5 protein-coding genes are annotated in these 3387 nt (G+C 43.2%); 4 read left to right on the top strand and 1 reads right to left on the bottom strand.

Translation table 11 applies throughout. The features are described 5' to 3' along the window. Positions 1-1174: hypothetical protein (locus AB5062_RS22455; protein ID WP_368331275.1), on the bottom strand; the 1174-nt coding region annotated here is incomplete at its 3' end. Positions 1175-1565: 391 nt separating this feature from the next. Between AB5062_RS22455 and AB5062_RS22450 the strand changes: the two genes are divergently transcribed. The 4 genes from AB5062_RS22450 to AB5062_RS22435 form a co-directional block, all read left to right on the top strand. Then, positions 1566-1835, top strand: coding sequence for a prevent-host-death family protein (locus AB5062_RS22450; RefSeq protein ID WP_349973500.1), 270 nt, complete (start codon positions 1566-1568; stop codon positions 1833-1835). After that, positions 1823-2086 (top strand): Txe/YoeB family addiction module toxin, encoded by a 264-nt coding sequence (locus tag AB5062_RS22445; RefSeq protein ID WP_368112904.1) that lies wholly within the window; start codon positions 1823-1825, stop codon positions 2084-2086. Before AB5062_RS22450 ends, AB5062_RS22445 begins: the two co-directional genes overlap by 13 nt. A gap of 11 nt (positions 2087-2097) precedes the next feature. Next, the gene (locus AB5062_RS22440; protein WP_368112905.1) at positions 2098-2322 is read left to right on the top strand and encodes a hypothetical protein; all 225 of its coding nucleotides are present in this window, start codon (positions 2098-2100) and stop codon (positions 2320-2322) included. A gap of 487 nt (positions 2323-2809) precedes the next feature. After that, positions 2810-3387: protein rep (locus AB5062_RS22435; RefSeq protein WP_368327001.1), on the top strand; the 578-nt coding region annotated here is incomplete at its 3' end.

Below are 3387 nucleotides of genomic sequence, written 5' to 3'. Positions count from 1 at the left end.
AGGTGTTATTCATCCAAATGGTTGTTAGCCCGTTTCGGCTTTTGGCTATGTCTATCTTGACATTTCTTACTTGGTGCGTCTTTCTTTTTTCCCTGTCGTAAAGGTTTCCCGAATAGGTTATTTCTTTTCCGGTCAGTAGGAGCCGGATATCGTTATCCTGTACTCCCATTGTCCGGAGTTCCTCTATGTTCTCACCGGCATTTTCCATTGCCGGGAATAGTTCTGTTATGGGTTTGAGTTTGGCTACTTCAGCTTTTATCTTCCTGTCGGCCGTTTCTTGTGTCCTTCGCATTGCGGTGGTGTTGGTTCTTAGCTGTCCTTCCAAGTTTTGGTTTTTGAATGAGAGGTTATAATTTTCTTTTTTAAGGGTTTCAATCTCTTTGGCCTGTCGTTTTACCTCCCCTACGTTAAAGACACTTGTAACGGCGTTAAACACGGTTTTCCCGGCTTTTGCGGCGGCTTCTTTGGCCTCGTTGATGTAGATATCGGTTTTCATGTTGTTCAGCTCTTTTTGCGCCGTACTAAGTTCCTTTTGGACGGTGGTTACTTTCTCGGTTCCGGTGGTGTATGCCTGGTTTAGCTGGGAGATCTCTTTCTCCAACATTGCGGCTTTTTCCGCTTCTACCTGGTTCTTGTACTGGATGGCCGAAAGGTGTTTACGGTCGGAGGATACACCTCGTTCCATGCCCAGGCATTCTGCCGTTATGGTTTGTATCTCCGCCATGTCGTGTTTGTTCAGCTTTACTGTTTTCCCGGTATGTCCGTCCGTCCAGTCGAAGATCATGTGCGCATGGTAGTTCGGTTTCCATGTTTCGGCCGCACCATTCCAAATGGATGCTCCTTCATCCTTGTGTGTGTAGATTTGAAATGTGTGTATTCCGAAGCGTTCCTCCAGCTTGTCGGCCAGTTCTTGGAGTTGCTGGAGTGTGGTGTCCTCGCTGATCACGACAACTCCCTCACGTATTGGGGTGGCTTTTTTCTGCAAGGATTGTCCGGTCGAAGCCTTGTATTTTTCTTGGATGTCCTGCAGAACTTCATTAATTGGCCGTTCTACCCATTGCTCGTTTTTGTGGGAGAGTTCGGGCCGGATATAATCCAGTTCCTTACTGCGGAGGTTGTGCCGTTCTGCGCTGCCGATGTTGCAGGCTCTTACATTGATGCTTGTCTTTGCCATACTCTGTGGTTTTAGGTTAATACTGGGTTTTTACGGTGTGCGTGAAACGTCACACCACACGGGGTCGAGGGGTGTCCCCTCGCACACAACCCCTTTAGGGGTTATAGTGTGCTATAACCTTTGACAAAGTTAAGCCTTCCGGATGGAATTTGCAAGCGGTCGATTGTGTGTGCTGGAATCGGTTGGCCGTTAGGAGCCGGACATAAGGGAAAAAGACACGTAACACTACGAAAAATCATCGGTCGGGGAGCGCCGCACGGCAAGGGGGTGCACCAGCACTCCCGACGAGTGCAGCCGTTAGGTATGTAAGTGAAGAAAAAAATGTGTACCAAAATGGCTACCATAAAAATAAAAGTATTATCTTTGCATAGAATTTAAAAGAAATGATAGTATGATAGTAGTAAGCGGTAGAGAATTTAGAGCCAATCAAGGAAAATACATTGATATGGTTGTTGATGGTCGTGACCTTGTTTTAAAATTTCGAGGAAAAGGGAGTTTTAAGATTGTTCCAATTAGAGAGGATGATACACTAATGAGTAAAGAGGAATTTTATGCAAAAATAGACCATTCTATAAAACAGATAGAAGAAGGAAAGGTAACACGTCAGTATGATGGCGAGTCAGTAGAAGAATTTATAGACCGTCTTTTATGTACAGATTAGTATTTACGGATGACGCCAAAAAGGATTTGTTACAGCTCCAAAAGAAAGCACCTATGGCTGTCAAAAAATTAAATGCATTATTGGAAGAAATAAAGGAGCATCCGACTACCGGTACTGGTCAGGTAGAAGTACTGAAGCATTATAAAGAAGAAACATGGTCTAGGCGCATCAATAAGGAACACAGGCTAGTATATCGTGTATATGAGGATATAGTAGAGGTTCTTATTATTTCTGTATATGGTCATTATTAAAATTAAACATTATGGGAACATCAGAGAATAAACCTACCTGTAAGGATTTTGCGGAGTATCTTAAAAAATGTGCCGAAGCCTATGCCAAGCATGGGAGCCGGGAACTGACCGACAGTGATGGAGAGTATCAGGATATCTTTGATGATCTGTGCCAGCTTCATGGAGATTTTGACCATGGGGCAAATCGGATCATGTCTTTAAAGGATATGTTTATAGTTTACTTTGAAACCAAGTAACACTCCATTGAGCGAAGGCAGGGTTTGTCTTTGTGTGCTCCCCCTTTGGGGGACGGGAGGGGGATAGGAAAAAATACCACTGGAGATGTCGGATATCCGTCAATTCGCTCCAGTGGTTTTATTTTGCAACTCTCCCGTATCGCTCGGCAAGGGTTGTCTTTGTGTATGGCAAAGATAGCTATTTTTCTGGAAGTATGTTTGTATTTAGCTGTTTTTATGGAGTATTCATGCCGGGATTGCGCAGCCGGGGGAATGGGGGCTCGCCCCCATACTTGATAAGTCAGAAAGTTTCGTGTCAGTTGTTATTTTGAAGGTTTTTCGAGGGATGTTTGGCGGTTTGAAAGGTTTTGTCTACTTTTGGGGTGAGATAGAAAACACGAAGCCCATCGGCTCGATACCAATGGGCTTTGTATTTTAAGAATCGGCAATCGTTTGTGTTCGTTCTTGGCCGGGCGGATACCAAACGAAAGCCACATCAAAATTTCATATGTGCAAAGATAGAACAAATATAATCAACTGCAAAGAAAGTCCGTTAAAAAACGGTGAAGAAAGCCTTAAAAAGAAAGCAAAGGCAAAAATCATATCCCATAACTTTAGTCGTAAACTTGCGGAAAAGAATCCGGATAGTAAGCTAATTAAGGCTTATGAAGAATCCCATTATTGCTCTAACACATATACGGTAGAGGGTGGGAAAGCCCATTCACACTATTGTCACCGACCGTTTTGTCCGATTTGCCAGCGTATTCAGACAGCGCAGAACGTAGAGAAGTTTCTCCCTATCATGAAATATTTACAAAGTGAAGGGAAGGAGTTTTATTTTGTCACGTTGACTTGTCGTAATTGTGTTACAGACAGTTCGGAGAAACTTCGTTCCTTTATTCGGAAAAGTAATAAGATTTGGTCTGAAGGTATCAGGACAAGGCATGCTTTTCGTGCTTTGGGATGTTCCGGAGTGATGAAGAAAGAGTGCACTTACCATGTAAAGGATAGGAAGAATGGGGTATATTCTTTTCATTACCATTTTCATATAATAGTGGATTCTTTAGAAGCGGCTAAGTATATAAT

This window comes from Phocaeicola sp. RTP21359st1_B8_RTP21360_211022, from assembly GCF_040911965.1.
In the GTDB taxonomy this organism is placed as follows: Bacteria; Bacteroidota; Bacteroidia; order Bacteroidales; family Bacteroidaceae; genus Phocaeicola; species Phocaeicola vulgatus.
The sequence above is the reverse complement of the archived record's forward strand: the minus strand, read 5'-3'. Positions and strand labels throughout refer to the sequence as shown.

What these genes read in the sequence shown, in the direction of transcription:
- AB5062_RS22450 (WP_349973500.1), top strand. Translation starts at nt 1,566, where the DNA reads ATGATAGTAGTAAGCGGTAGAGAATTTAGAGCCAATCAAGGAAAATAC.
- AB5062_RS22445 (WP_368112904.1), top strand. Translation starts at nt 1,823, where the DNA reads ATGTACAGATTAGTATTTACGGATGACGCCAAAAAGGATTTGTTACAG.
- AB5062_RS22440 (WP_368112905.1), top strand. Translation starts at nt 2,098, where the DNA reads ATGGGAACATCAGAGAATAAACCTACCTGTAAGGATTTTGCGGAGTAT.